The organism is Bradyrhizobium symbiodeficiens (assembly GCF_002266465.3).
Lineage (GTDB): Bacteria > Pseudomonadota > Alphaproteobacteria > Rhizobiales > Xanthobacteraceae > Bradyrhizobium > Bradyrhizobium symbiodeficiens.
The window spans coordinates 4,524,963-4,550,225 of record NZ_CP029427.2; the positions used below are offsets into that span (position 1 = coordinate 4,524,963).

Genomic DNA, 25,263 nt, shown 5'->3' on the forward strand with positions numbered 1-25,263 from the left:
GGTCAGCGTCTCACTGCCGGAACGGGAAATTGAAAGCGGTCAACAAGGCCCTCGCCTCGTCGTCGGTCTTGGCCGTGGTGCAGACAGTGATGTCCATACCGCGGGCTTCCGTGACCTTGTCGAAGTCGATCTCGGGGAAAATGATGTGCTCCTTGATGCCGAGCGAATAATTGCCGCGGCCGTCGAAGCTCTTCGGGTTCAGGCCGCGGAAGTCGCGGACGCGCGGCAGCGCGACCGTCACCAGGCGATCAATGAACTCGTACATGCGGGCCTTGCGCAGCGTGACCTTGCAGCCGATCGGCTGGTTTTCACGCAGCTTGAAGGTCGCGATCGCGATACGCGAGTAGGTCACGATGGCCTTCTGGCCTGCGATCTGGGTCAGCTCGCTGGCGGCGGTCTCGGCCTTCTTGCGGTCGTTGACGGAATCGCCGACGCCCATGTTCAGCACGACCTTGTCCAGGCGCGGAACCTGCATCACGTTCTCATAACCGAACTTCTCGGTCATTTCCGTGCGGATCTTCGCATCGTATTCCGCGCGCAGGCGCGGGGTGTAAGCGGCCTCAGCCATCGATCTCAGCTCCCGAGCTCTTGGCGATGCGGACCTTCTTGCCGTCCGCCAGAATCTTGAATCCGACGCGGGTCGGCTTTCCGTCCTTGCCGACATACGCGATGTTGGACAGTTGGATCGGCGACTCCTTGGAGATGATGCCGCCCTCCTGGGCCTGCGTCTGCTTCTGGTGACGCTTGACCATGTTGATGCCGCGCACCAGCGCCGTGCCGGCGTCGGGGCGAACCTCGAACACCTCGCCGGTGCGGCCCTTGTCGCGACCGGTCAGCACGACGACCTTGTCGCCCTTGCGGATCTTCGCAGCCATCACAGCACCTCCGGCGCGAGCGAGATGATCTTCATGTGGTTCTTCGCACGCAGCTCGCGCGGCACGGGCCCGAAGATACGGGTGCCGACCGGCTCGGATTGGTTGTTGATCAGAACGGCGGCGTTGCGGTCGAAACGGATGACCGAACCGTCGGCGCGGCGGATGTCCTTGCGGACGCGCACCACGACGGCCTTCATCACGTCGCCCTTCTTCACCTTGCCACGCGGAATCGCTTCCTTGATCGAGACGACAATGATGTCGCCGATCGTGGCGTAGCGGCGCTTGGAGCCTCCGAGCACCTTGATACACATGACACGGCGTGCGCCAGAATTGTCGGCCACGTCGAGGTTGGTCTGCATCTGAATCATTGATGCACCTCGTCCTCTTCTCTCTTGCGCCAGCCCAGCCGGCGCTCAACATTTTCCTGAAGTCAGTCGGCTAAAGCCAACAGATCAGGCGCTTTTCTTGTGTTCGCCCCGGATCACGACCCAGCGCTTCAACTTCGAAATCGGCTTCGATTCCTCGATCCACACCATGTCGCCCGGCTTGAACTGGTTGTCCTCGTCGTGCGCGTGGTAGTTCTTCGAACGGCGGATCGTCTTCTTGTAGATCGGATGCGTGAAGCGGCGATCGACGCGCACCACGACGGTCTTGGCAGTCTTGTCGCTGACGACCACGCCTTGCAAAGTACGTTTCGGCATCTTCGTAAGCCCCTTACTTCTCTTTCGCGCGCTTCTGCGCGGCGACGGTCTTGATACGGGCGATGTCACGGCGAGCCTCGCGCAGGCGCGAGGTGTTCTCGAGCTGCCCGGTGGCGCGCTGGAAGCGCAGGTTGAAGCGTTCCTTCTTCAGGTTCAGGACGGCGTCATCCTGCTGGTCGGGGCTCATCGCGCGGATGTCTTCGATCTTCATCTGGGCCATGGCCATTACTCCGCAATGCGCTCGACGAAGCGCGTCTTGATCGGCAGCTTGGCGGCCGCCAGGGTCAGCGCTTCGCGCGCCGTCTGGGTGTTGACGCCGTCGATCTCGAACAACACCCGGCCCGGCTTGACGCGCGCGACCCACAATTCCGGCGAACCCTTGCCGGAGCCCATGCGGACTTCGGCCGGCTTCTTCGACACCGGAACGTCCGGGAATACGCGGATCCAGACGCGGCCGGCACGCTTCATGTGACGGGTCAGCGCGCGGCGGGCGGCTTCGATCTGGCGCGCGGTGACGCGCTCAGGCTCGGTCGCCTTCAGGCCGAACTGGCCGAAGGCCAACGTCGCACCCGAAGACGCAACGCCGTGGATACGGCCCTTATGCGCTTTCCGGAACTTCGTCTTCTTAGGTTGCATCATGGCTTTGAGCCCTCAAATTCTCTGTGCTGGCGTCAGGCCGCAGCGTTGTCGCGGCGCCCACGGCCACCGCGATCACCACCGCCGCTGCTCTCGCCTTCGGCCATTCTCTTGTCCTGGGCCATCGGATCGTGCTCGAGGATCTCGCCCTTGAAGATCCAGACCTTGACGCCGCAGGTGCCGAAGGTCGTGAACGCGGTCGCAACGCCGTAGTCGATGTCGGCGCGCAGCGTGTGCAGCGGCACGCGACCTTCGCGGTACCACTCCATGCGCGCGATTTCCGCACCGCCCAGACGACCCGAGCAGTTGATGCGGATGCCTTCAGCGCCGAGACGCATCGCCGACTGAACGGCGCGCTTCATGGCACGGCGGAACGCGACGCGGCGCTCGAGCTGCTGCGCGATCGACTCGGCCACCAGCGTCGCGTCGAGCTCCGGCTTGCGGATTTCGACGATGTTGATGACGACGTCGGACGAGGTGATGTCCGCGACCCTCTTGCGCAGCTTGTCGATGTCGGCGCCCTTCTTGCCGATCACCACGCCCGGACGAGCCGAGTGGATGGTGACGCGGCACTTCTTGTGCGGACGCTCGATCACGATGCGGGCGACGGCCGCCTGCTTGAGCTCCTTGTGCAGGATCTCACGGATCTTGACGTCCTCGTGCAGCAGCTTGCCGTATTCCTGCTTGCCGGCGAACCAGCGGGAATCCCAGGTGCGGTTGATGCCGAGACGCAGACCGATCGGATTGATCTTTTGACCCATCGTGTTCTCCTGCGCCCTTAAGCGGCTGCTTCGGCTTCGACCTGACGAACGATGATCGTCAGCTGCGAAAATGGTTTGTAGACACGGCCCGAGCGGCCGCGGCCGCGGGCGGCGAAGCGCTTCATGACGAGGCCGTTGCCGACGAAGGCCTGCGCTACGACGAGATCGTCGACGTCGAGATCGTGGTTGTTCTCAGCATTGGCGATAGCCGATTCCAGGCACTTCTTCACGTCGACCGCGATCCGCTTGCGCGAAAACTGCAGATCGGCGAGCGCAGCAGCTGCCTTCCGGCCGCGAATGAGCTGGGCGACCAGGTTGAGCTTCTGCGGGCTCACCCGCAGCATCCGGGCGACCGCCTTGGCCTCGTTCTCGGCGAGGCTCCGTTCGCGCTTAGGTTTGCTCATCGTTTAATCCTCAAGCCTTCTTGGCTTTCTTGTCGCCGGAGTGGCCATGGAAGGTCCGGGTCGGCGAGAACTCGCCGAACTTGTGCCCGACCATTTCCTCGTTGACCGCCACCGGAACGTGCTTCTGACCGTTGTAGACGCCGAAGGTCAGGCCGACGAACTGCGGCAGGATGGTCGAGCGACGGCTCCAGATCTTGATGACGTCGTGACGGCCGGACGCACGGGCGGCATCTGCCTTCTTGAGCAGAGAACCCTCGACGAACGGGCCTTTCCAGACTGAACGAACCATGTCCGGCGTTCCTTACTTCTTCCGCTTGTGGCGGCTTAGGAGAATGAATTTGTTGGTCGACTTGTTGGTGCGGGTCTTCTTGCCCTTGGTCGGCTTGCCCCACGGGGTAACCGGGTGGCGGCCGCCCGAGGTACGACCTTCACCACCGCCGTGCGGATGGTCGATCGGGTTCATCGAAACACCGCGGTTATGCGGCTTGCGGCCCAGCCAACGGTTGCGGCCGGCCTTGCCGATCGAGGTGTTCATGTGATCCGGGTTCGACACCGCGCCGATCGTGCCGCGGCAACGGCCATGCACCAGGCGCTGCTCGCCCGAATTCAGGCGGATGATCACGTAGTCCTGGTCGCGACCGACGAGCTGGGCATAGGTGCCCGCGGAACGGGCGAGCTGGCCGCCCTTCCCGATCTTGAGCTCGATGTTGTGGATGATCGTGCCGACCGGCATGTTGCCGAGCGGCATGACGTTGCCCGGCTTCACGTCGACGTAGTTGCCGGCGATGATGGTATCACCAACCGCCAGGCGCTGCGGCGCCAGGATGTAGGCCTGCTCGCCGTCCTGATACTTGATCAGCGCGATGAAGCCGCTGCGGTTCGGATCGTATTCCAGCCGCTCGACGGTCGCGGGAACGTCGATCTTCTCACGCTTGAAATCGACGGTGCGCAGCGTCCGCTTGTGACCACCGCCGCGGAAGCGCACGGTAATGCGACCCGTGCTGTTGCGACCGCCCGAGGAGTGCTTGCCTTCGGTGAGCGCCTTGACCGGCTTGCCCTTGTAGAGGGCCGAACGATCGACCATGACCAGCTGGCGCTGGCCCGGCGTCGTGGGATTGAATGTCTTCAGTGCCATCGTCGTGCGACCTTACAGACCGGTGGTCACGTCGATCCGGTGACCCTCTTCGAGAGTCACGATCGCGCGCTTGGAGTTCGACTGCGAGCCGAGATTGCCGCGGAAGATCTTGGTCTTGCCCTTGCGGACCAGCGTGTTGACGCTCTTGACCTTGACGTCGAACAGCTTCTCGATCGCTTCCTTGATCTGCGGCTTGGTCGCCTTGGCGGCCACCTTGAACAGCACCTTGTTGTGCTCCGAGGCAATCGTGGCCTTTTCGGTCACGACCGGCGACAGGATCACGTCGTAGTGGCGGGCCTCGATGTTCTTCGTCATTTGAAGCGCGCCTCCAGCGCATCGATGGCGGCCTTGGTCAGAACGAGCTTCTGACGGCGCAGGATGTCGTACACGTTGATGCCCTGGATCGGCAGCACGTCCATGTTCGGGATGTTGCGGGCCGCAGCGGCGAAGCCGTTGTTGAGCTCTGCGCCGTCGATGATCAGCGCGTTGGTCAGACCCAGACCCGAGAAGTGACCGAGCAGCGCCTTTGTCTTGGCGGCTTCCAGCGCGGCCTTGTCGATCACGACGAGATCGCCGTCCTTGGCCTTGGCCGAGAGCGCATGCTTCAGCGCCAGCGCGCGGACCTTCTTCGGCAGGTCGGTGGCGTGCGAACGCACCACCGGACCGAAGGCACGACCGCCGCCGCGGAACTGCGGCACGCGGGCCGAGCCGTGACGAGCACCGCCGGTGCCCTTCTGCTTGTACATCTTCTTGCCGGTGCGCCAGATCTCGGCGCGACCCTTGGCCTTGTGGGTACCGGCCTGGCGCTTGTTGAGCTGCCACTGCACGCAACGTGCAATGATGTCCTGGCGCGGCTCGAGACCGAAAATGGTGTCGGAGAGCTGGACCGAGCCGGCTTCCTTACCTTCGAGGGTGGTGACCTTCAATTCCATCTCACGCACCCTCTTGCTGGGCCGCAGCCTCGGCTTCGCCGCCCGCAACCTTGAACTTGCCGGGCTTCGGAGCTTCCTTCGGCAACGGCTTCTTGACCGCGTCGCGCACGCGAATCCAGCCGCCCTTGGAGCCGGGAACGGCACCTTCGACGAGGATCAGGCCGCGCTCGACATCGAGCTGAACGACGCGAAGGTTGAGCGTGGTGATGCGGTCGACACCCATGTGGCCGGGCATCTTCTTGTTCTTCCAGGTCTTGCCGGGGTCCTGACGGCCACCGGTCGAACCGATCGAGCGGTGCGAGACGGACACACCGTGGGTGGCACGCAGACCGCCGAAGTTCCAGCGCTTCATGCCGCCGGCGAAGCCCTTACCGACCGAGGTGCCGGTGACGTCGACGAACTGGCCGACGACGAAGTGGTCGGCAAGGATCTCGGCGCCGACCGGGATCATGGCATCCGCGGTGACGCGGAACTCCTCGACCCGGCGCTTCGGCTCGACCTTGGCGACCGCGAACTGGCCGCGCTCAGCCTTGGGCATGTAAACGGTCTTGCGGGCGCCAGAACCAAGCTGGAGCGCGACGTAACCGTTCTTCTCTTCAGTGCGGTGGCCTACGACCTGGCAATTGCCGAGCTTCAGCACGGTCACGGGGATATGTTCGCCGGCCTCTGTAAAGACCCGCGTCATCCCGACCTTTTGTGCGATCACTCCGGAGCGCATCGGCGTGCTTCCTGTTCTTTCTGTCCGCTATAGTCGCGAACGTGATCCAAAAATCTTAGAGCTTGATCTCGACGTCGACACCGGCGGCCAGATCGAGCTTCATCAAAGCATCGACGGTCTGCGGGGTCGGATCGACGATGTCGAGCAGGCGCTTGTGAGTGCGCATCTCGAACTGCTCGCGGCTCTTCTTGTCGACGTGGGGCGAACGGTTGACGGTGAACTTCTCGATGCGGGTGGGCAGCGGAATGGGTCCGCGGACCTGCGCGCCGGTGCGCTTCGCCGTGTTCACGATCTCGCGGGTCGACGTATCGAGGATACGATGGTCGAACGCCTTGAGACGGATACGAATGTTTTGGCCGTTCATTGCCGTGTCTTTCTTCAGTGGGGTGGCGAATAGCGAATAGCGAATGTCACCATTCGCTACTCGCCGATCCCTGTTCTCGTATTACTCGATGATCGAGGCGACGACGCCGGCGCCGACGGTGCGGCCGCCCTCGCGGATCGCGAAGCGGAGCTTCTCTTCCATCGCGATCGGCACGATCAGGTGCACTTCCATCGCGATGTTGTCGCCCGGCATCACCATCTCGGTGCCTTCCGGCAGGTGCACGACACCGGTCACGTCGGTGGTGCGGAAGTAGAACTGCGGACGGTAGTTGGTGAAGAACGGGGTGTGGCGACCGCCCTCTTCCTTGGTGAGGATGTAAGCCTCAGCCTTGAACTTGGTGTGCGGCTTGACCGAACCCGGCTTGCACAGCACCTGGCCGCGCTCGACGTCTTCGCGCTTGGTGCCGCGGAGCAGCGCACCGATATTGTCGCCGGCCTGGCCCTGATCGAGCAGCTTGCGGAACATTTCGACGCCGGTGACGGTCGTCTTCTGGGTCGCACGGAGACCGACGATCTCGATTTCCTCGCCGACCTTGACGATGCCGCGCTCGACACGACCGGTCACGACGGTGCCGCGGCCCGAGATCGAGAACACGTCTTCAACCGGCATCAGGAACGGCTGGTCGATCGGGCGCTCCGGCTGCGGGATGTACTCGTCGACGTTCTTCATCAGCTCGAGGATGGCGTCGTGGCCGAGCTTCTTGTCGGAATCTTCGAGAGCGGCGAGCGCCGAACCCTTGATGATCGGGATCTTGTCGCCCGGGAAGTCGTACTTCGAGAGCAGCTCGCGGACTTCGAGCTCGACGAGTTCGAGCAGTTCCGGATCGTCGACCATGTCGCACTTGTTGAGGAACACGACGAGCGCGGGCACGCCGACCTGGCGGGCGAGCAGGATGTGCTCGCGGGTCTGCGGCATCGGGCCGTCAGCGGCCGACACGACCAGGATCGCACCGTCCATCTGGGCGGCGCCGGTGATCATGTTCTTGACGTAGTCGGCGTGGCCGGGGCAGTCGACGTGGGCGTAGTGGCGGTTCGGCGTCTCGTACTCGACGTGCGCGGTCGAGATGGTGATGCCGCGCGCCTTCTCTTCCGGCGCCTTGTCGATCTGGTCGTACGCGGTGAACGTCGCACCGCCCGCTTCGGCGAGAACCTTGGTGATCGCCGCGGTCAGCGACGTCTTGCCATGGTCGACGTGACCGATGGTGCCGATGTTGCAGTGCGGCTTGTTACGTTCAAACTTTGCTTTGGCCATTTGACTCTCCGTTCAATCGTCAGTTCGTGACCGACGACAATCAGGCAAACTTCTTCTGGACTTCTGCCGACACGTTGGCCGGCGCTTCTGCGTAGTGGTCGAACTGCATGGTGAAGGTTGCGCGACCCTGGCTCATCGAGCGCAGGTTATTCACGTAACCGAACATGTTCATGAGCGGCACCATCGCATTGATGACGTTGGCGTTGCCGCGCATGTCCTGACCCTGGATCTGACCGCGCCGCGAATTCAGGTCGCCGATGACCGAGCCGGTATAGTCTTCCGGGGTCACCACTTCGACCTTCATGATCGGCTCGAGCAGGACGGACTTGCCCTTCTGCAAGGCTTCGCGGAATGCCGCGCGCGATGCGATTTCGAAGGCGAGCGCCGACGAGTCGACGTCGTGATACTTGCCGTCGACGAGCTGAACCTTGACGTCGACCACGGGGAAGCCCGCGACGACGCCAGAGCTCATCACGCTGTTGAGGCCCTTTTCGACGCCGGGGATGTATTCCTTCGGAACCGCACCGCCGACGATCTTGGACTCGAATTCGTAGCCCTTGCCGGGTTCATTCGGCTCGACCACGATCGACACTTCCGCGAACTGACCGGTACCGCCTGTCTGCTTCTTGTGGGTGTACTTGACCTCGGCCTTCTTGGTGACGCGCTCACGGAACGCAACCTGGGGCGCGCCGATGTTGGCGTCGACCTTGTAGGTGCGGCGGAGAATGTCGACCTTGATGTCGAGATGGAGTTCGCCCATGCCCTTGAGGATGGTCTGGCCGGACTCCTGGTCGGTCGACACGCGGAAGGACGGATCCTCCGCAGCGAGCTTGGCCAGCGCCACGCCCAGCTTTTCCTGGTCGGCCTTGGACTTCGGCTCGATCGCGATCTCGATGACCGGCTCGGGGAATTCCATCTTCTCCAGGATCACCTGCTTGTCGGGATCGCACAGCGTGTCACCGGTGCGCGCTTCCTTCAGGCCGGCCAGCGCGACGATGTCGCCGGCATAGGCTTCCTTGATGTCTTCGCGATTGTTCGCATGCATCAACAGCATGCGCCCGATGCGCTCCTTCTTCTCGCGGGTCGAGTTCACCACGCCGGTGCCGCTCTGCAGAACGCCGGAGTAGATGCGGCAGAAGGTGATGGTGCCGACGAACGGGTCGTCCATGATCTTGAACGCGAGCAGCGCGAGCGGCTCCTTGTCGTCCGCCTTGCGCACGACTTCGTTGCCGCGATCGTCGGTGCCCTTGATCGCGGGCACGTCGACCGGCGACGGCAGATAGTCGACGACGGCGTCGAGCAACGGCTGCACGCCCTTGTTCTTGAAGGCCGAGCCGCACAGCACGGGATAGAATGCGCCGGTCAGGACCGCCTTGCGGATCAGCCGCTTCAGCGTCTCTTCGTCCGGCTCCTTGCCATCGAGATAGGCGGCCATGGCGTCGTCGTCGAGCTCGACGGCGGCCTCCACCATCTTCTCGCGGTATTCCTTGGCCTGCTCGACCAGATCCTCGGGAATGTCGACATAGTCGAACTTCGCGCCGAGCGATTCATCGTTCCAGATGATGCCCTGCATCTTCACGAGGTCGACGAGACCCTTGAAGTTGTTCTCGGCGCCGATCGGAAGCTGGATGGCGATCGGCTTGGCGCCGAGGCGGTCGACGATGTCGGCCAGGCACTTGAAGAAGTCCGCGCCGGTCTTGTCCATCTTGTTGGCGAAGACGATGCGCGGAACCTTGTACTTGTCGCCCTGGCGCCAGACGGTCTCGGTCTGGGGCTCGACGCCCTGGTTCGAATCGAGCACGCAGACGGCGCCGTCGAGCACGCGCAGCGAACGCTCGACTTCGATGGTGAAGTCGACGTGGCCGGGGGTGTCGATGATGTTCAGGCGCTTGCCGGCCCAGAACGCGGTGGTCGCAGCCGAGGTGATCGTGATGCCACGCTCCTGCTCCTGCTCCATCCAGTCCATCGTCGCGGCACCTTCGTGCACTTCGCCGATCTTGTGGCTCTTGCCGGTGTAATAGAGGATGCGCTCGGTGGTCGTGGTCTTGCCGGCATCGATATGCGCCATGATACCGAAGTTGCGGTAATTCTCTATGGCATGAACGCGAGGCATTGAGTGTTCCTTAGATTCCGTGTTTCGCCGTTACCAGCGATAGTGCGAGAAGGCACGGTTGGCTTCCGCCATCCGGTGCACGTCTTCCCGCTTCTTGACGGCGTTACCGCGGTTGTTCGAGGCGTCCAGGAGCTCAGCCGAGAGCCGCTCGGTCATCGTCTTCTCGTTGCGGTCACGCGCAGCCGAGATCAGCCAGCGGATGCCCAGCGCCTGACGGCGGGTCGAACGAACTTCGACCGGAACCTGGTAGGTCGCGCCGCCGACGCGGCGGGAGCGCACTTCGATCGTCGGCATGACGTTCTCGAGTGCCTGCTCGAACACGCCGAGCGGGTTCTGCTTGGTCTTGGTTTCGATGATACCGAACGCACCGTAGACGATGCCTTCGGCGACCGACTTCTTGCCGGCGTACATCACCGAGTTCATGAACTTCGTGACGATGATGTTCCCGAACTTCGGATCCGGAAGGACTTCGCGCTTTTCCGCTGAGTGGCGACGAGACATGGACCTGGTTCCCGCTTACTTCGGACGCTTCGCGCCGTACTTCGAACGACGCTGCTTACGGTTCTTGACGCCCTGGGTATCCAGGACGCCGCGGAGGATGTGGTAGCGCACGCCGGGCAAGTCCTTGACGCGACCGCCGCGGATCATGACCACCGAGTGCTCCTGGAGGTTATGGCCTTCACCCGGGATGTAGCCGATCACCTCGAAGCCGTTGGTCAGGCGCACCTTGGCGACCTTACGAAGCGCCGAGTTCGGCTTCTTCGGGGTCGTGGTGTAGACGCGGGTGCAAACACCACGCTTCTGCGGCGACTGCTGCAGCGCCGGCACCTTCTTGCGCGACTTCTGCACTTCACGCGGTTGAGCGATCAGCTGGTTGATCGTCGGCATCCTGGCCTTACCCTTTGTTATCGCGGCTCCTTGCGGATCCGCTGTCTTGCCGCGGTCCATTGAAGGGACCGCAAATTCTTTCGAGCACCCCGCCCGACCGGGTCACCCTGCGCGGAACAATCCGCACAAAGCGAAATCGCGCCAACCGCCCCATCAACGGGCGGAAAGCGCTTCGACGCCACAGAGGACCGCAGTATCAAGGCCGGTCAGCATAAAGCCGCGGCCCGCGCACTGAGGTCATGCATCCGAATTCGATCTCAAGAGAACGTGCTCAAGAGACCTAAAGTCGCACTGGCATTGCCTAGCTATGATCGACAGCGTTTGAGCGGCATTCGTCGAGGTTGGTGCCCGTCTTGAGCGATCCCTTGAGGCTTTAGTCCTTGGGGATCTAACGGGTGGCCCGTTCCGACGCTGGCGATGCTCACCGCCTGTCGTTAAGTGAGGCGCTTTCTATAAGTGGGAATCGATCAAGTCAAGGCGAAACGACAGTCAGAAGCGCTTCAGGCGCCTGTCAAAATCGCTGTTTGCCGCGCTCGCCACCTCCTTCCGATATGGGAACGTCGTCACCGTTTCGCCAGCCTGAAAATAATTATACCCGGGCGAAAAATACTATTATAATCAAAGCTAAGGCTTTTTTTCCTGTTGAGGCCTCAATCTGGGGCCTTCGGCGGGGATGGGCGCCATGCGGTACACCGACATTGCCATTATCGGCGGGGGATTGGCCGGCTCGACCGCCGCCGCGATGCTCGGCCGGGCCGACATTTCGACGGTCCTGATCGATCCGCATGAGAGCTATCCGGCGGACTTTCGCGTCGAGAAACTCAGTGGCCAGGAGCAGCTTGGGCGATTCTCGAGGACCGGAATCGCAGAATCAGTGCTGCGCCGGGCGACCTTTGCCGGTGAGAACTGGATCGCCCGCTTCGGCCGCCTGCTCGACAAGGCGCCGAGCCGGCAGTTCAACATCCTCTACGATTCCCTGGTCAACGCCGGCCGCGACGAAATCACCGCTTCCGTCGAGCGCATCTGCGCCAAGGCCATGAACGGGATGGATGCGGACAAGATCGCCGCCTTCTACGCCGATCCGGTGAAGCGGGATTGTGATCAATGGGCGGCGGCGAAAGCCTTTGACTTCCGCTCGGTCTCGATCGCGACGAGCCCCTACTGGACGGCGCAGCGCTCGGCGCGCTTCATGGCGTGGTCGAGCCAGGGTTTATTGCGGCGGCTGGGAGGAGCGTTCCATCTGGAGCCGAACTTCCTCGGTCACTCCTCGTCGTCCTCGTCCTCATCATCCTCATCGAGGTCGTCCTCGTCGCCTTCCTCATCGTCGCTTCCGTCGGCGTGAGCCGCCGCGGCGTGCGGCTGGTGGATCTGGTCGTTCCACAGCTGGCGATAGGTCCCGTTCCTGGCGAGCAACTGGGCATGCGAACCGCGCTCGATCGCCCTGCCCCCTGAGATCACGATGATCTCGTCCATCTCCACCACCGAGGTCAGGCGGTGGGTCGACCAGATCATGGTACGGCCCTTGGCGACCTTGAGTAGCGTGCGGTTGATCGCGGCTTCCGTGGTCTGGTCCAGCGCCGAGGTGGCTTCGTCCAGCAGCAGCACCGAGGGATTGCGAATGATCGCGCGCGCGATCGCGATGCGCTGGCGCTGGCCGCCCGACAGCGTATCGCCGCGCTCGCCGACCGGCGTGTCGTAGCGCTGCGGCAGGCTCATGATGTAGCGGTGGATCTCGGCCTTCTTGGCCGCCTCCGCCACTTCCTCGTCGGTCGCGCCCTCCTTGCCGAGCCGGATGTTCTCACGGATCGACATGTTGAACAGCATGTTCTCCTGGAACACCACCGCCATGCTCCGGCGCAGCGAATCCAGCGTCACCTTGCGGACGTCGACGCCATCGATGGTGACGCGGCCCTCGTTGGGCACATAGAGCCGCAGGATCAGGTTGAGCAACGTGCTCTTGCCGGAGCCGCTCGGGCCGACGATCGCGATGCGCTTGCCCGCATTGAGCTTGAGACTGAGATTATCCAGCACCGGCGTCTGACTACCCTCGTACTGGAAGGAGACGTGATCGAAGGTGATGTCGTTGGTGATGCGCGGCAGATCGGGGGCGCCGGGGCGATCGGCGGCACGGGTCGGCTCGTCCAGCAGCTCCTGCATGTGCCGGATCGCGGCAGCCGAGGAGATCGACACCGGGATGAAATGCATGACATGGGCGATGTTGTAGGAGACCTCCCAGAACGCGCTCTCGAAGGTGACGAAGGTGCCGATGGTGATCTGGCCCTTGGTGGCGAGATAGGCGCCGATGGCGAGCACCACGAGGTGCAGCATCAGCACCGAGATGGTGACCGTCCGCTCCACCATGGTCGAAAGGAACGCGGCCGAGGCGATCTTGTCGCGCGCCTCGTGGTTGCGGAAGGTGAAGAAACCGAACATCTTGCGCTGAAGGCTGAACGCCTTGATCACGGCCTGCGCCGCCACGTTCTCCTGCACCATGCCGAGCAGCGCGCTCTCGTTGAGCTTCTGTTCGTAATTGGCCTGGACCGCCTTCGGCGTCAGGATCCGCGGGCCGATCAGCGTGATCGGGAACACGAGCAGCGCGACCGCCGCGAGCTGCCAGTTCAGGAACACCATCAGGATGATGCCGGCGATCAATTCCAGAAACGGCAGCGCCGCACTGTTGGCGAACGTCTTGACCGAGCCTTCGAAGGCCGAGAGGTCGACGGAGAAGCGCGACAGGATCTCGCCGCGCTTGGTGCGGCCGAAATACGCCGCCGGCAAGTCCTGAACGTGCTCGAACAGGCGCTCGCGGACGTCGGAGATGATGCAGGCCGCCAATCGCGCGTCCCAGCGCTCGTACCAGACCGCAACGATCGAGGTGAAGATGCCGGCGACGGCGAGCACGCCGAGGATCTTGTACAGCGCCTGGAAGTCCTCCTCGCCGAGCGCGTCGTCGATCAGGAACTTGAGGCTGAGCGGCATGATGACGTTGAACAGCGTCTCGACGAAGACGCCAAACGCCACGAATGACAGCATACGTTTGTAATTGGCCAGGAATGGCTTGACGAACCCGACGATGGTCGCGAGCGCGCCGGCGGCCTCGCGCGCGGTAAAGACGACGAGGTCCTCGTCCTCGTCGTCGTCATCGAGCTCCAGCTCGTCATCCTCCTCGTCTTCGGCATCCTCGTCGTCTTCGAGATCCGGCTTGGCAGCCGAGGCGAGCTTGTCGTCGAGCTCGCCCGCCTCTTCGGCGGCGAGTTTCTGTTTGTCGGGCGAAAGAGGCTTGTCGGGCGAGGAAGGCTTGGATGCCATGAAACCAACGGATGCTGACGGCCGGCATGATCGCAGAGAAAGCAGGACATAGCGGAAGGCCGATATCGCACCGATTCTATGCGATCAGGATGAATTCGGCAAAACAATTGGCGAATTCAAGCGTGCCACGCGGCTAGTCCGCGTCGTCGTCCTCGACCTTGTCGAAGAAGGAATAGCGCAGGCTGTCGGCGTCGGCGTACCACTGCCCCGGCCCCTTGTTGGCGGCGAGCGTCGCCTCCCAGAGCGCATCGGTGCAATCCTTGCGGTGCATCGAGAGGTCGAAACCATTGCCGAAGAACAGTTCGGACCATTCCCACCAGGTGCCGAGTTTCTTGACTCCACGCAGGAGGTCGTAGCGGTCGATCAGCGCCGGCGCCATGTCCGAGGTGACAGAGCCGAACACGAGGCCGGTCTTGACCACGCGGTTCAGTTCCTTGATCGCGCGGACCACCTGCTTCGGGGAAACATGGCAAAGGCTGGTCTCGAACACGAAGTCGAACGCGCCGTCCTTGAACGGCATGTCGGTGATCGAGCCGAGCTTGTTGTACTTCTTCAGCGCCTTCGGGGTCCTGGCGTGGATGGCGCGGTTGTTCTCGATGCCGAAGGCATCGATGCCGCGGTCGCGCAGCGCGCCGACCAATTCGCCGCTGGCCGAGCCCGCGACGAGCAGCCTGGTGCCCTTCGTCTTGCCCCAGACGATGCCGAGCAGCCGGGTGAGGTAATCGGGATCGGTGAAGTGCCGCCAGGCCTCGTGATAGGGACCGAGGCCGCGATAATTCTCGAAATAGTCACGGTCGATCTTGTCGGAGAGCGGCTTGTCGTCCTGCGCGCGCGCGCGGCGCAGGCGCATCATCTCGGTCAGGATGATGTCGGTCGCGGCATCCGAGGAGTCGAGCAGGCCGTTCAGCGTCGAGTCGAACAGATAGTCGCCGACCACCACGATGCCGGGATGCTCCTTCGGCTCGGGCCGGTGATTGGTCATGACGTCGCGCACCGGCAGGCCGCCCGGTATAGCGTTCACGGACGACAGCCAGCGATGGATCTTGCCTTCCATGAAATGCGACCGCGCATCGCCGAGCGACGCCGGCAGCGATTTCAGCGCGGCATCGATCAGCTCCTGGTCCGACAGATTGGCGAAGGCCAGCGCGTCGGAGCCGGGAATCAGCCAGTTCAGCACGCCGTGCTTGCCGACATCGTGGCGCGCGCCCTCGTTGTAGACGCAGCAGCCGCCGAAGGCTTCCGACATGAACCAGGCGCCGGAAATCTTCTCGCCCCAGAACGGCGTGTCGAACAGGATCGAGACGCGCAAATAATGCGCCGGACGGTCGAAGTAAGAGACGTGCTTGACCATCGACTTGCGGAGCTGTTCGCCCTCCCACCCCATGGTGGCGAGCCAGGAATGCGGCAGGCAGACCAGCACGAGATCGAAGTCGCGCGTCTCCGGTCCCTTGCCGTTCATCATCTTGAGCTGGTAGCGGCCGGTCGGCTCCTTGCCGACGGCAAGCACGCGGTGATTGAGCTGGATGTCGGCGTTGACCTCTGACTGCAGGCACTCGATCAGCTGCTCGTTGCCGTTCTGGATGGAATAGAGGCCGATATAGCCGTCGACATCCATCAGATAGTTCTTGAGCGCGTTGAGGCCGTTGGTGTTGTGGCTCTCCGTCGCGATGTCGGAGCGCGCCATCACCTTGAAGAAGCGCTTTGCGGTTTCGTCCTCGACCTCCTCGTCGAGCACCTGCTCGGCGGTCTTGTAGGCCCAGGGGTTCTCGTTGTCGTGCGCGCCGACGCCTTCGTAATATTCCATCGGCGTCATCGCATCGGCGCAGCGCTTGCGGAACGCTTCGATCGCGGCGGCGGTCTTGGCGCCGTATCTGCGGCGCATGCCCGGCACGTCGTTGAGGAATTCGCCGCCGAACTGCACCTGCTCGGCATCCATCGGAATCGTCTGCAGCCCGAAATGCTGGATCAGCTCGCGCAGCGGATCCGGCCCGGTCATCGAGTAGTCATAGATCTCGGCTACGCCGGCCTCGTACATCGCGGGCGCGGAATCGAACTTGCGCGTGACGATCTTGCCGCCGAGCCGATCGGAGGCCTCGTAGATGGTGACGCGACAGAGATCGCCAAGCTTGCGCTTCAGATACCAAGCGCTCATCAGCCCGCCGGGGCCGCCACCTACGATTGCGAGATCAAGCATGTGAGTTCCGAGGTCTCCGGCGCGCCCCCCGTCACGGGATCCACCAGTCTAAATTCCCTTAGCACAAGCGCTTTTGCGCCTGAAGGAAAGATGAACAAAGGTTGATCCCGCATCGCAACAGGCAAACAAAGCAGCAAAAAGGCCGGCTTTCGCCGGCCTTTTCATTGTCCTCGGTAGTCCTACGGATGAACGATCATTCCGCGGGAGGTAGCGCAGGAAGCTCCGCTTCCGGCGCGGGCGACACGACCGCCGCCTGCTTCTCGCGCTCGTCCAGGATCATCTTGTCGCGCTTCACGGCGACTTCGCGGATCTTGGCCATGGAGGCGCCGGTGCCCGCCGGGATCAGCCGGCCGACGATGACGTTCTCCTTGAGACCTTCGAGCGGATCGACCTTGCCGTTGACCGCCGCTTCCGTGAGGACGCGGGTGGTCTCCTGGAACGAGGCCGCCGAGAAGAAGGAGCGGGTCTGGAGGCTCGCCTTGGTGATACCGAGCAGAACCGGCGTCCCCGTGGCGATCTTCTTGCCCTCTTCCTTGGCCTTCTCGTTGAGCGCGTCGAACTCGATCTTGTCGACCTGCTCGCCCGAGATCATGTCCGTGTCGCCCTGGTCGGTGACTTCCACCTTCTGGAGCATCTGACGGACAATCACCTCGATGTGCTTGTCGTTGATGAGCACGCCCTGGAGCCGGTAGACCTCCTGGATTTCGTTGACCAGATAGGCCGCTAGTTCCTCGATACCCTTGACCGCAAGGATGTCGTGCGGCGCCGGGTTGCCTTCCACGATGAAGTCGCCCTTTTCGACGACGTCGCCGTCCTGAAGGTGGATGTGCTTGCCCTTCGGGATCAGGTACTCGCGCGCCTCCTCGGTCTTGTCCATCGGCTCGATCGAGATGCGGCGCTTGTTCTTGTAGTCGCGCCCGAACCGGATGGTGCCCGCGATTTCGGCGATGATCGCCGCATCCTTCGGACGCCGTGCCTCGAACAGTTCCGCCACCCGCGGCAGACCGCCGGTGATGTCACGCGTCTTGGCGCTCTCGGTCGAGACACGGGCGAGGATGTCGCCCGGGTTGACCTTGGCTCCGACGTCGACCGACAAAATGCCGTCGACCGACAGCATGTAGCGGGCATCGCCGCCACGGGCGAGCTTGAGCACCTTGCCGTCCTTGCCCTTGACCACGATGGCCGGACGCAAATCCGCGCCGCCGCGAGTCGAGCGCCAGTCGATGACCACGCGCTTGGCGATGCCGGTGGCCTCGTCCAGCGTTTCCGTGATCGACTGCCCTTCGACCAGATCCTCGAAGCCGATGATGCCTTCCACTTCGGTGAGAAGCGGACGCGTGTAGGGATCCCACTCGACGATGCGCTGGCCCCGCTTGACCATGTCGCCCTCGTCGACGTGCAGGCGCGCGCCGTACTGAATACGGTGCGTCGCACGCTCGGTCCCGTCGGCATCGACGATCGCGATCACCATGTTGCGGACCATCGCGACCAGGTGACCTTCGCTGTTGCGGGCGATGGCCTTGTTCCGGATCACGATCTTGCCGTCGAAGTTGGATTCGACGAACGACTGCTCGTTGAGCTGCGCCGCACCACCGATGTGGAAGGTGCGCATGGTCAGCTGGGTGCCGGGCTCGCCGATCGACTGCGCCGCGATGACGCCGACGGCTTCACCGTGGTTGACCGGCGTGCCGCGGGCGAGGTCGCGGCCATAGCACATGCCGCAGATGCCGTTGACGAGTTCGCAGGTCAGTGCCGAACGGATCTTCACCTCCTGCACGCCACCCTGCTGGATGGCGTCCAGATGGCTCTCTTCCATCAGCGTGCCGCGCTTGATGATCACCTTGCCGGAGCTGTCGCGGATGTCTTCGCAGGCCGTGCGTCCGAGGATGCGCGAGCCGAGCGAAGCAACCACGGTGCCGGCATCGACGATGGCGCGCATCTTGATGCCGAGCTTGGTGCCGCAGTCGCTCTGCGTGATGATGCAGTCCTGCGCCACGTCGACCAGACGACGGGTCAGGTAGCCCGAGTTCGCGGTCTTCAACGCGGTGTCCGCGAGGCCCTTACGGGCGCCGTGGGTCGAGTTGAAGTACTCGAGCACCGAGAGGCCTTCCTTGAAGTTCGAGATGATCGGCGTCTCGATGATCTCACCCGACGGCTTGGCCATCAGGCCGCGCATGCCTGCGAGCTGGCGCATCTGGGCCGGCGAACCGCGGGCGCCGGAGTGTGCCATCATGTAGATCGAGTTGATGTCGGCATCGGCTCCACTTGCCGTCTTCTTGGTGGAGGAGATCTCCTTCATCATCGCCTTGGCGATTTCTTCCGTGGCCTTCGACCAGGCGTCGACCACCTTGTTGTACTTCTCGCCATGGGTGATCAGACCGTCGTTGTACTGCTGCTCGAAATCCTTCGCCAGCGTACGGGTGGTGTCGACGATCTTCCACTTGGAGTGCGGTACGACCATGTCGTCCTTGCCGAACGAGATGCCGGCCTTGAACGCGTTGTAGAAGCCGAGCGCCATGATGCGGTCGCAGAAGATCACCGTCTCCTTCTGGCCGCAGTGGCGGTAGACTTGGTCGATCACGCCCGAGATTTCGCGCTTGGTCATCAGCTTGTTGATGATCTCGTACGAAATCCGCGGGTTCTTCGGCAGGAGATTGCCGAGCATGACGCGGCCGGCGGTGGTCTCGATCCAGCGCGTCGAGACCTTGCCGGTCTCATCCATCCCCTGCCACCGGTACTTGATCTTGGTGTGGAGGTGGATGACCTTCGCGTGCAGCGCGTGCTCGAGCTCGGCCATGTCGCCGAAGATCTTGCCCTCGCCGGGCAGGCCTTCGCGCATGATCGAGACGTAGTAGAGACCGAGCACGATGTCCTGCGACGGCACGATGATCGGCTGGCCGTTCGCCGGATGCAGGATGTTGTTGGTCGACATCATCAGGACGCGCGCTTCCAGCTGCGCTTCGAGCGACAGCGGAACGTGCACGGCCATCTGGTCGCCGTCGAAGTCGGCGTTGAACGCGGCGCAGACCAGCGGGTGAAGCTGGATCGCCTTGCCCTCGATCAGCACGGGCTCGAACGCCTGGATGCCGAGACGATGCAGCGTCGGCGCGCGGTTGAGCAGCACCGGATGCTCGCGGATGACCTCATCCAGGATGTCCCAGACCTCCGGCCGCTCCTTCTCGACCAGCTTCTTGGCCTGCTTCACCGTGGTGGACAGGCCCTTGGCGTCGAGCCGCGAATAGATGAACGGCTTGAACAGCTCGAGCGCCATCTTCTTCGGCAGGCCGCACTGATGCAGGCGCAGCTCGGGACCGACCACGATCACCGAACGGCCCGAATAGTCGACGCGCTTGCCGAGCAGGTTCTGACGGAAGCGGCCCTGCTTGCCCTTGAGCATGTCGGCGAGCGACTTCAGCGGGCGCTTGTTGGCACCCGTGATGACGCGACCGCGGCGACCGTTGTCGAACAGCGCATCGACCGCTTCCTGAAGCATGCGCTTCTCGTTGCGGATGATGATGTCGGGCGCACGCAGCTCCATCAGTCGCTTCAAGCGGTTGTTGCGGTTGATGACGCGGCGGTAGAGGTCGTTGAGGTCCGAGGTCGCGAAGCGACCGCCGTCCAGCGGCACCAGCGGACGCAGGTCCGGCGGGATCACCGGAACCACGGTCATGATCATCCATTCCGGCTTGTTGCCGGAGTGGCGGAACGCTTCCACGATCTTCAGGCGCTTGGCGAGCTTCTTGTGCTTGATGTCGGAGTCGGTCTCCTGCATCTCGAGGCGCAAGGTGGCTTCGAGCTTCTCGAGGTCCATGCCCTTGAGCAGCTCGCGGATCGCTTCCGCGCCGATCATGGCGGTGAAGCTGTCCTGGCCGTACTCGTCCTGCGCCTTCAGGTACTCGTCTTCCGACAGCAGCTGACGGTCCTTGAGCGCGGTGAGACCCGGCTCGAGCACGACGTAATATTCGAAGTAGAGGATCCGCTCGAGATCCTTCAGCGTCATGTCCAGCAGAAGGCCGATGCGCGAGGGCAGCGACTTCAGGAACCAGATGTGCGCTACGGGGGCTGCGAGCTCGATATGGCCCATGCGCTCGCGCCGGACGCGCGACAGCGTGACCTCGACCGAGCACTTCTCGCAGATGATGCCCTTGTACTTCATGCGCTTGTACTTGCCGCACAAGCACTCGTAGTCCTTGATCGGCCCGAAGATGCGGGCGCAGAACAGGCCGTCGCGCTCGGGCTTGAAGGTACGGTAGTTGATGGTCTCCGGCTTCTTGATCTCGCCGTAGGACCAGGACAGAATCTTCTCTGGAGACGCGATCGAGATCCGGATCTGGTCGAAGACCTGAGCCGGAGTCGTCGGGTTGAAGAGATTCATAATTTCTTGGTTCATCGTCTTCTCCTCGCATGCCGGTCGCCTCCGGCAGCAAATTCGAAAATCACTCGAGCGGGGCGCCCTGCCCTCAAGGCCTCGGACGGGGCGCCGATGCCCGGCCGTGAAGGCCGGGCATGATAGATCGTGTTACTCGGCCGCTTCCGCCGTCCCCGGCCCGACCTTGGAATTGTGCAGGTCGACGTTGAGGCCGAGCGAGCGCATTTCCTTGACCAGCACGTTGAACGATTCCGGAATACCGGCTTCGAACGTGTCGTCGCCACGCACGATCGCCTCGTACACCTTGGTACGGCCGGCGACGTCGTCCGACTTCACCGTCAGCATCTCCTGGAGCGTGTACGCCGCGCCGTAAGCCTCGAGCGCCCACACCTCCATTTCGCCGAAGCGCTGGCCGCCGAACTGCGCCTTGCCGCCCAGCGGCTGCTGGGTGACGAGCGAGTACGGACCGATCGAACGCGCGTGGATCTTGTCGTCGACCAGATGGTGCAGCTTGAGCATGTAGATGTAGCCCACCGTCACCTTGCGATCGAACGCATCGCCGGTACGGCCGTCATAGACGGTCGACTGGCCCGAAGCGTCCAGACCGGCAAGCTTCAGCATCTCCTCGATGTCGGCTTCCTTGGCGCCGTCGAACACCGGCGTCGCGATCGGCACGCCGCGGCTGAGGTTATGGCCGAGCTCGATCAGTTCGCTGTCGTTGAGCGACTTGATCGTCTCGTCCTCGCCGTAGACCTTCTTCAAGGTTTCCTTCAGCGGCTTGATGTCCTGCTTCGACAGATAGGCATCGACCGTCTGGCCGATACGCTTGCCGAGGCCGGCACAGGCCCAGCCGAGATGGGTCTCGAGGATCTGCCCGACGTTCATGCGCGAGGGCACGCCGAGCGGATTGAGCACGATATCGGCATGCGTACCGTCTTCGAGGAACGGCATGTCCTCGATCGGCACGATCTTCGACACCACGCCCTTGTTGCCGTGGCGGCCGGCCATCTTGTCGCCGGGCTGGATCTTGCGCTTCACCGCGACGAAGACCTTGACCATCTTCATCACGCCGGGCGGCAATTCGTCACCGCGCTGAAGCTTTTCGACCTTGTCGAGGAAGCGCTGTTCCAGCCCCTTCTTCGACTCGTCGTACTGCTTCCGCATGGCCTCGATCTCGGCCATCAGCTTGTCGTTCGGCGAGGCGAACAGCCACCACTGCGACTTCGGGTACTCCTCGAGCACCGCACGGGTGATCTTGGTGTCCTTCTTGAAGCCCTTCGGACCGGCAATGCCCTGCCGTCCCTCGAGCAGCTCGGCAAGACGGTTGTAGACGTTGCGGTCCAGGATCGCCTGCTCGTCGTCGCGGTCCTTGGCCAGACGCTCGATCTCTTCCCGTTCGATCGCCAGCGCACGCTCGTCCTTGTCGACGCCGTGACGGTTGAACACGCGCACTTCCACGATCGTGCCCTGCACGCCCGGAGGAACGCGCAGCGAGGTGTCGCGAACGTCGGAGGCCTTCTCGCCGAAGATCGCGCGCAGCAGCTTCTCTTCCGGCGTCATCGGGCTCTCGCCCTTCGGCGTGATCTTGCCGACCAGGATGTCGCCGGCGCGCACTTCCGCGCCGATGTAGACGATACCGGCTTCGTCGAGGTTCTTCAGCGCTTCTTCCGACACGTTCGGAATGTCGCGGGTGATTTCCTCAGGCCCGAGCTTGGTGTCGCGGGCCATCACTTCGAACTCCTCGATGTGGATCGAGGTGAAGACGTCTTCCTTCACGATCCGCTCGGAGAGCAGGATCGAGTCTTCGAAGTTGTAGCCGTTCCACGGCATGAACGCGACGAGCACGTTGCGCCCGAGAGCGAGTTCGCCGAGATCGGTCGACGGACCGTCGGCGATGATGTCGCCCTTCCTGACGATGTCGCCGACCTTCACCAGCGGACGCTGGTTGATGCAGGTCGACTGGTTTGAGCGCTGGTACTTCATCAGACGGTAGATATCGACGCCCGACTTGGTCGGATCGAGATCTTCCGTGGCGCGGATGACGACGCGGGTGGCGTCGATCTGGTCGATCACGCCCGAACGGCGCGCCGCGATCGCGGCACCCGAGTCGCGCGCAACCACGCCTTCCATGCCGGTGCCAACGAACGGCGCCTCGGCGCGAACCAGCGGCACCGCCTGGCGCTGCATGTTCGAGCCCATCAGCGCGCGGTTGGCGTCGTCGTTCTCGAGGAACGGGATCAACGCCGCGGCAACCGAAACCAGCTGCTTCGGCGACACGTCCATGTAGTCAACCTTGTCGGGCGTCACCGGCAAGACTTCGCCGGCGTGACGGCAGACCACGAGGTCTTCGGTGAAGCGGCCCTTCGGGTCGAGCGGCACGTTGGCCTGCGCGACCGTGTAGCGGCCCTCTTCCATCGCCGAGAGATACACGACCTCGTCGGTGACGCGGCCGTCCTTGACCTTGCGATACGGCGTCTCGACGAAGCCGTACTTGTTCACGCGCGCGAAGGTCGCGAGCGAGTTGATCAGGCCGATGTTCGGGCCTTCCGGCGTCTCGATCGGGCAGATGCGGCCGTAATGCGTCGGATGCACGTCGCGGACTTCGAAGCCGGCGCGCTCGCGGGTCAGACCGCCCGGTCCGAGCGCCGAGAGACGACGCTTGTGGGTGATCTCGCTGAGCGGGTTGGTCTGGTCCATGAACTGCGAGAGCTGCGAGGAGCCGAAGAACTCGCGCACGGCGGCAGCCGCCGGCTTCGCGTTGATCAGGTCCTGCGGCATGACCGTGTCGATGTCGACCGAGGACATGCGCTCCTTGATCGCGCGCTCCATGCGCAGGAGGCCGATGCGGTACTGGTTCTCCATCAGCTCGCCGACCGAGCGCACGCGGCGGTTGCCGAGATGGTCGATGTCGTCGATCTCGCCCTTGCCGTCGCGCAAATCCACCAGCGTCTTGATGACGGAGAGGATGTCTTCCTTGCGCAGCGTGCGCTGGGTGTCGGGTGCATCGAGGTCGAGGCGCATGTTCATCTTGACGCGGCCGACCGCGGAGAGGTCGTAGCGTTCGGAGTCGAAGAACAGCGATTGGAACATGGCCTGCGCCGAATCCAGCGTCGGCGGCTCGCCCGGACGCATCACGCGGTAGATGTCGAACAGCGCGTCCTCGCGCGTCATGTTCTTGTCGGCCGAGAGCGTATTGCGGATGTAGGGGCCGATATTGACGTGGTCGATGTCAAGGAGCGGCAGCTCCTTGTAGCCGTGCTCGTTGAGCACCTTCATCGACTTGTCGGTTATTTCCTCGCCGGCTTCGGCGTGGATCTCACCCGTCTTCGGGTTGACGAGGTCCTCGGCGATGTAATTGCCGACCAGTTCCTCATCGGCCAGGCGCAGCGCCTTCAGCCCCTTTTCCTGGAGCTGACGGGCAGCACGAACGGTGAGTTTCTTGCCGGCCTCGAGCACGACCTTGCCGGTATCGGCGTCGATCAGGTCGTTGACGGTCGAGTAACCGCGGAAACGGTTGGCGTCGAACGGAACGCGCCAGCCTTCCTTGGTCCGCTTGTAGAGGATCTTCTTGTAGAAGGTGGACAGGATCGCCTCGCCGTCGAGGCCGAGGGCGAACATCAGCGACGTCACCGGAATCTTGCGGCGACGATCGATACGCGCATAGACGATGTCCTTGGCGTCGAACTCGATGTCGAGCCAGGAACCGCGATACGGGATGACGCGGGCGGCGAACAGCAGCTTGCCCGACGAATGGGTCTTGCCCTTGTCGTGGTCGAAGAACACGCCCGGCGACCGGTGCATCTGCGAGACGATGACGCGCTCGGTACCGTTGACGATGAAGGTGCCGTTCATCGTCATGAGCGGGATATCGCCCATGTAGACGTCCTGCTCCTTGATGTCCTTGACCGACTTCGCGCCGGTTTCCTCGTCGATATCGAATACGATGAGGCGCAGCGTCACCTTGAGCGGAGCCGCGAAGGTCATGCCCCGCTGGCGGCACTCGTCGACGTCATATTTCGGCTGCTCGAACTCGTAGCGGACGAATTCCAGCATCGAGGTGCCCGAGAAGTCGGAGATCGGGAACACCGAGCGGAACACCGCCTGCAGGCCCTCGTCGAGGCGCCCACCTACGGGTTCATCGACCATCAGGAACTGGTCATAGGATGCCTTCTGAACCTCGATGAGGTTCGGCATCTCTGCGACTTCCTTGATGTGTCCGAAGAACTTGCGAACGCGTTTGCGACCGGTAAATGTCTGCTGCGCCATCGTGGCCTCTCATTTTCGTCGCCCGATCTGGGCGCGCCCTCCGGAACGCGGCTGCCACCGCTCCCCGGGTTGAATTTTTTCGAACCCGCTTTGGGGGCCGGAGACTCAAATTCAGGCCGGAATGTCCTGAATCTGTTCTTCAGACCTTCAAAACGCAAAACGACGCGCGGGGCGCTGGTGCGCGCCCGCCCGTCACAACGACCGCCTTCACGGACTGAAAAAGCCCGAAATAGCTTGCTCTCCCAACGGCTTACAGGGGTCCGGTATCCCTGCCCACCGCGCTTTCGTGCTGCCGAATCGATATGGGGCGACAATAGTGGAGATTC

General features: G+C 63.0%; 23 protein-coding genes. 1 reads left to right on the forward strand and 22 read right to left on the reverse strand.

The genetic code is table 11. The features are described 5' to 3' along the window. Positions 1-10: 10 nt before the first annotated feature. The 18 genes from rplE to rpsL all read right to left on the reverse strand — a co-directional run bounded on the left by rplE (position 11) and on the right by rpsL (position 10,799). A complete protein-coding gene (rplE, locus tag CIT39_RS21190) occupies positions 11-568 on the reverse strand; it encodes a 50S ribosomal protein L5 (protein ID WP_094895382.1) in 558 nt (185 codons plus the stop codon). Beyond that, on the reverse strand, positions 561-875 hold the full coding sequence (gene rplX / locus CIT39_RS21195) for a 50S ribosomal protein L24 (protein WP_007603031.1): 315 nt from the start codon (positions 873-875) through the stop codon (positions 561-563). The genes rplE and rplX overlap by 8 nt, the downstream gene beginning before the upstream one ends. After that, a complete protein-coding gene (rplN, locus tag CIT39_RS21200; protein ID WP_007603030.1) occupies positions 875-1,243 on the reverse strand; it encodes a 50S ribosomal protein L14 in 369 nt (122 codons plus the stop codon). The genes rplX and rplN overlap by 1 nt, the downstream gene beginning before the upstream one ends. Positions 1,244-1,327: 84 nt before the next feature. Next, positions 1,328-1,576 carry a 30S ribosomal protein S17 gene (gene rpsQ, locus CIT39_RS21205; protein WP_008136346.1) on the reverse strand — a complete coding sequence of 83 codons (249 nt, stop codon included), beginning with the start codon at positions 1,574-1,576 and terminating at the stop codon, positions 1,328-1,330. A 13-nt stretch (positions 1,577-1,589) separates the two neighbouring features. Beyond that, positions 1,590-1,796, reverse strand: coding sequence for a 50S ribosomal protein L29 (rpmC, locus tag CIT39_RS21210; protein WP_094895733.1), 207 nt, complete (start codon positions 1,794-1,796; stop codon positions 1,590-1,592). Positions 1,797-1,801: 5 nt separating this feature from the next. Further along, a complete protein-coding gene (rplP, locus tag CIT39_RS21215; RefSeq protein ID WP_008136349.1) occupies positions 1,802-2,215 on the reverse strand; it encodes a 50S ribosomal protein L16 in 414 nt (137 codons plus the stop codon). Between the two features lie 32 nt (positions 2,216-2,247). Then, on the reverse strand, positions 2,248-2,973 hold the full coding sequence (gene rpsC / locus CIT39_RS21220; protein WP_008136351.1) for a 30S ribosomal protein S3: 726 nt from the start codon (positions 2,971-2,973) through the stop codon (positions 2,248-2,250). A 17-nt stretch (positions 2,974-2,990) separates the two neighbouring features. Further along, positions 2,991-3,377 carry a 50S ribosomal protein L22 gene (rplV, locus tag CIT39_RS21225; protein ID WP_008136353.1) on the reverse strand — a complete coding sequence of 129 codons (387 nt, stop codon included), beginning with the start codon at positions 3,375-3,377 and terminating at the stop codon, positions 2,991-2,993. A 10-nt stretch (positions 3,378-3,387) separates the two neighbouring features. Further along, positions 3,388-3,666, reverse strand: a complete 279-nt coding sequence (gene rpsS / locus CIT39_RS21230) for a 30S ribosomal protein S19 (RefSeq protein WP_008136357.1) — start codon at positions 3,664-3,666, stop codon at positions 3,388-3,390. A 12-nt stretch (positions 3,667-3,678) separates the two neighbouring features. Then, on the reverse strand, positions 3,679-4,512 hold the full coding sequence (gene rplB / locus CIT39_RS21235; protein WP_091957434.1) for a 50S ribosomal protein L2: 834 nt from the start codon (positions 4,510-4,512) through the stop codon (positions 3,679-3,681). Positions 4,513-4,524: 12 nt separating this feature from the next. Continuing rightward, positions 4,525-4,827, reverse strand: coding sequence for a 50S ribosomal protein L23 (locus tag CIT39_RS21240; RefSeq protein ID WP_063195096.1), 303 nt, complete (start codon positions 4,825-4,827; stop codon positions 4,525-4,527). After that, a complete protein-coding gene (rplD, locus tag CIT39_RS21245; protein WP_074116741.1) occupies positions 4,824-5,444 on the reverse strand; it encodes a 50S ribosomal protein L4 in 621 nt (206 codons plus the stop codon). Before rplD ends, CIT39_RS21240 begins: the two co-directional genes overlap by 4 nt. 1 nt (position 5,445) lies before the next feature. After that, a complete protein-coding gene (gene rplC, locus CIT39_RS21250; RefSeq protein WP_018322262.1) occupies positions 5,446-6,162 on the reverse strand; it encodes a 50S ribosomal protein L3 in 717 nt (238 codons plus the stop codon). Positions 6,163-6,217: 55 nt separating this feature from the next. Then, on the reverse strand, positions 6,218-6,526 hold the full coding sequence (rpsJ, locus tag CIT39_RS21255) for a 30S ribosomal protein S10 (RefSeq protein WP_002712302.1): 309 nt from the start codon (positions 6,524-6,526) through the stop codon (positions 6,218-6,220). Positions 6,527-6,607: 81 nt separating this feature from the next. Then, entirely contained in the window at positions 6,608-7,798 is a 1,191-nt protein-coding gene (gene tuf / locus CIT39_RS21260) for an elongation factor Tu (RefSeq protein ID WP_008136415.1), read from the reverse strand. Positions 7,799-7,838: 40 nt separating this feature from the next. Beyond that, positions 7,839-9,911 carry an elongation factor G gene (gene fusA, locus CIT39_RS21265; protein WP_094971999.1) on the reverse strand — a complete coding sequence of 691 codons (2,073 nt, stop codon included), beginning with the start codon at positions 9,909-9,911 and terminating at the stop codon, positions 7,839-7,841. Between the two features lie 30 nt (positions 9,912-9,941). Next, a complete protein-coding gene (gene rpsG / locus CIT39_RS21270) occupies positions 9,942-10,412 on the reverse strand; it encodes a 30S ribosomal protein S7 (RefSeq protein WP_018322260.1) in 471 nt (156 codons plus the stop codon). Between the two features lie 15 nt (positions 10,413-10,427). Next, the gene (gene rpsL, locus CIT39_RS21275; RefSeq protein WP_007603006.1) at positions 10,428-10,799 is read right to left on the reverse strand and encodes a 30S ribosomal protein S12; all 372 of its coding nucleotides are present in this window, start codon (positions 10,797-10,799) and stop codon (positions 10,428-10,430) included. 682 nt (positions 10,800-11,481) lie between these two features. Between rpsL and CIT39_RS21280 the strand changes: the two genes are divergently transcribed. Next, positions 11,482-12,141 (forward strand): FAD-dependent oxidoreductase, encoded by a 660-nt coding sequence (locus CIT39_RS21280; protein WP_094972492.1) that lies wholly within the window; start codon positions 11,482-11,484, stop codon positions 12,139-12,141. On the opposite strand, the gene CIT39_RS21285 is transcribed toward CIT39_RS21280, so the two are convergent. The 4 genes from CIT39_RS21285 to rpoB all read right to left on the reverse strand — a co-directional run bounded on the left by CIT39_RS21285 (position 12,060) and on the right by rpoB (position 24,937). Beyond that, positions 12,060-14,108 (reverse strand): ABC transporter ATP-binding protein, encoded by a 2,049-nt coding sequence (locus CIT39_RS21285; RefSeq protein ID WP_094972000.1) that lies wholly within the window; start codon positions 14,106-14,108, stop codon positions 12,060-12,062. The two genes, CIT39_RS21280 and CIT39_RS21285, sit on opposite strands and share 82 nt — an antisense overlap. 133 nt (positions 14,109-14,241) lie before the next feature. Next, complete coding sequence (locus CIT39_RS21290) at positions 14,242-16,302, reverse strand: FAD-dependent oxidoreductase (RefSeq protein WP_094972001.1); 2,061 nt, start codon at positions 16,300-16,302, stop codon at positions 14,242-14,244. A 193-nt stretch (positions 16,303-16,495) separates the two neighbouring features. After that, positions 16,496-20,692 carry a DNA-directed RNA polymerase subunit beta' gene (gene rpoC / locus CIT39_RS21295; protein WP_094972002.1) on the reverse strand — a complete coding sequence of 1,399 codons (4,197 nt, stop codon included), beginning with the start codon at positions 20,690-20,692 and terminating at the stop codon, positions 16,496-16,498. Positions 20,693-20,821: 129 nt separating this feature from the next. Further along, the gene (rpoB, locus tag CIT39_RS21300; RefSeq protein WP_094972003.1) at positions 20,822-24,937 is read right to left on the reverse strand and encodes a DNA-directed RNA polymerase subunit beta; all 4,116 of its coding nucleotides are present in this window, start codon (positions 24,935-24,937) and stop codon (positions 20,822-20,824) included. Positions 24,938-25,263 lie beyond the last annotated feature (326 nt).

Excerpts from the sequence above, each read along its gene's own strand:
- rplX (WP_007603031.1), bottom strand. The coding sequence starts at position 875 with ATGGCTGCGAAGATCCGCAAGGGCGACAAGGTCGTCGTGCTGACCGGT.
- rplB (WP_091957434.1), bottom strand. The coding sequence starts at position 4,512 with ATGGCACTGAAGACATTCAATCCCACGACGCCGGGCCAGCGCCAGCTG.
- rpsQ (WP_008136346.1), bottom strand. The coding sequence starts at position 1,576 with ATGCCGAAACGTACTTTGCAAGGCGTGGTCGTCAGCGACAAGACTGCC.
- rpoC (WP_094972002.1), bottom strand. The coding sequence starts at position 20,692 with ATGAACCAAGAAATTATGAATCTCTTCAACCCGACGACTCCGGCTCAG.
- rpsL (WP_007603006.1), bottom strand. The coding sequence starts at position 10,799 with ATGCCGACGATCAACCAGCTGATCGCTCAACCGCGTGAAGTGCAGAAG.
- rplE (WP_094895382.1), bottom strand. The coding sequence starts at position 568 with ATGGCTGAGGCCGCTTACACCCCGCGCCTGCGCGCGGAATACGATGCG.
- rpsJ (WP_002712302.1), bottom strand. The coding sequence starts at position 6,526 with ATGAACGGCCAAAACATTCGTATCCGTCTCAAGGCGTTCGACCATCGT.
- rpsS (WP_008136357.1), bottom strand. The coding sequence starts at position 3,666 with ATGGTTCGTTCAGTCTGGAAAGGCCCGTTCGTCGAGGGTTCTCTGCTC.
- CIT39_RS21285 (WP_094972000.1), bottom strand. The coding sequence starts at position 14,108 with ATGGCATCCAAGCCTTCCTCGCCCGACAAGCCTCTTTCGCCCGACAAA.
- rpoB (WP_094972003.1), bottom strand. The coding sequence starts at position 24,937 with ATGGCGCAGCAGACATTTACCGGTCGCAAACGCGTTCGCAAGTTCTTC.
- rplV (WP_008136353.1), bottom strand. The coding sequence starts at position 3,377 with ATGAGCAAACCTAAGCGCGAACGGAGCCTCGCCGAGAACGAGGCCAAG.
- rplD (WP_074116741.1), bottom strand. The coding sequence starts at position 5,444 with ATGGAATTGAAGGTCACCACCCTCGAAGGTAAGGAAGCCGGCTCGGTC.
- CIT39_RS21240 (WP_063195096.1), bottom strand. The coding sequence starts at position 4,827 with ATGACGAAGAACATCGAGGCCCGCCACTACGACGTGATCCTGTCGCCG.
- CIT39_RS21280 (WP_094972492.1), top strand. The coding sequence starts at position 11,482 with ATGCGGTACACCGACATTGCCATTATCGGCGGGGGATTGGCCGGCTCG.
- rpmC (WP_094895733.1), bottom strand. The coding sequence starts at position 1,796 with ATGGCCCAGATGAAGATCGAAGACATCCGCGCGATGAGCCCCGACCAG.
- rpsG (WP_018322260.1), bottom strand. The coding sequence starts at position 10,412 with ATGTCTCGTCGCCACTCAGCGGAAAAGCGCGAAGTCCTTCCGGATCCG.
- CIT39_RS21290 (WP_094972001.1), bottom strand. The coding sequence starts at position 16,302 with ATGCTTGATCTCGCAATCGTAGGTGGCGGCCCCGGCGGGCTGATGAGC.
- rplC (WP_018322262.1), bottom strand. The coding sequence starts at position 6,162 with ATGCGCTCCGGAGTGATCGCACAAAAGGTCGGGATGACGCGGGTCTTT.
- fusA (WP_094971999.1), bottom strand. The coding sequence starts at position 9,911 with ATGCCTCGCGTTCATGCCATAGAGAATTACCGCAACTTCGGTATCATG.
- tuf (WP_008136415.1), bottom strand. The coding sequence starts at position 7,798 with ATGGCCAAAGCAAAGTTTGAACGTAACAAGCCGCACTGCAACATCGGC.
- rpsC (WP_008136351.1), bottom strand. The coding sequence starts at position 2,973 with ATGGGTCAAAAGATCAATCCGATCGGTCTGCGTCTCGGCATCAACCGC.
- rplN (WP_007603030.1), bottom strand. The coding sequence starts at position 1,243 with ATGATTCAGATGCAGACCAACCTCGACGTGGCCGACAATTCTGGCGCA.
- rplP (WP_008136349.1), bottom strand. The coding sequence starts at position 2,215 with ATGATGCAACCTAAGAAGACGAAGTTCCGGAAAGCGCATAAGGGCCGT.